The sequence below is a fragment of the Pseudomonas sp. IPO3774 genome, from assembly GCF_013386835.1.
GTDB lineage: Bacteria > Pseudomonadota > Gammaproteobacteria > Pseudomonadales > Pseudomonadaceae > Aquipseudomonas.
Genome location: NZ_JACAQY010000083.1, coordinates 1 through 1,201, shown reverse-complemented (window position 1 = coordinate 1,201; position 1,201 = coordinate 1). Strand labels below are relative to the sequence as shown.

Sequence of the window (1,201 nt, the reverse complement as noted above, 5' to 3'; positions counted from 1 at the left end):
CTAAGGAAATTCTGAAAAAGACTTCCTGATTTGGCAGAATCCCCGGACACCAATCGCCGAGCTTTTCGATGATGAAGCAAATGACCTTCGCCGACGCCGAGTACGCCGGTAAGCGCAAGCAGACCCGTAAGGAACTGTTCCTGATCGAGATGGATCGGGTCGTGCCCTGGAAGGGTTTGATAGCTCTGATCGAACCCCATTACCCGAAGGGCGAAGGCGGTCGTCCGGCGTATCCGTTGATGGCGATGCTGCGGGTTCATCTCATGCAGAACTGGTTTGGTTACAGTGATCCGGCGATGGAAGAGGCGCTGTACGAGACGACGATCTTGCGCCAGTTTTCCGGCCTGAGCCTGGAGCGAATCCCGGACGAAACCACCATTCTCAACTTCCGTCGCCTGCTGGAAAAACACGAGTTGGCCACTGGCATTCTCGGCGTGATCAATGGCTATCTGGGCGAGCGTGGCCTGTCACTGCGACAAGGCACCATCGTCGATGCCACGCTGATTCATGCGCCCACTTCGACAAAGAACAAGGACAGTAAACGCGACCCGGAAATGCACCAAACGAAGAAGGGCAACCAGTATTACTTCGGCGCCAAAGCGCACATTGGTGTCGACGATGACTCGGGGCTGGTGCACAGTGTGGTGGTCACTGCGGCCAACGTGGCGGACGTGACCCAAGTCGACAAACTGCTACACGGTGCTGAGAACGTGGTCTGCGCCGATGCAGGCTATACCGGTGTCGAGAAGCGCAAAGAGCATGCTGGACGCCAAGTCATCTGGCAGGTTGCAGCCCGGCGCAGCACCTACAAGAAGCACGGAAAACGCAGCGTGTTGTACAAAGCAATACGCAAGATCGAGAGAGCCAAGGCTCAGGTTCGCTCCAAGGTTGAGCATCCATTTCGGGTGATCAAGCGTCAGTTTGGTTATACGAAAGTGCGCTTCCGAGGCTTGGTGAAAAACACTGCTCAGATGGTGACGTTGTTCGCCCTGTCGAACCTGTGGATGGCACGTCGACAGTTGCTTTCTGGCGCGGGAGAGGTGCGCCCGTAATGAGGGAAATAGCCGCTGCAAGGTGCTTGCTGCGGAAAAAATGCATGAAATAAGCGGCAGACTTGATCGATTTTGAACGGCTGCCGTTTTTTGAAACCGCTATGGCTCAGCAGTTGAGAAATAGCTGCCTACTTCAGACCATCCCTAAC

At 55.2% G+C, this 1,201-nt stretch carries 1 protein-coding gene; it reads left to right on the top strand.

What is annotated here, in order from left to right:
- Positions 1–71 precede the first annotated feature (71 nt).
- The gene (locus HYE77_RS32365; RefSeq protein ID WP_177070606.1) at positions 72–1,052 is read left to right on the top strand and encodes an IS5 family transposase; all 981 of its coding nucleotides are present in this window, start codon (positions 72–74) and stop codon (positions 1,050–1,052) included.
- Positions 1,053–1,201: the final 149 nt, after the last annotated feature.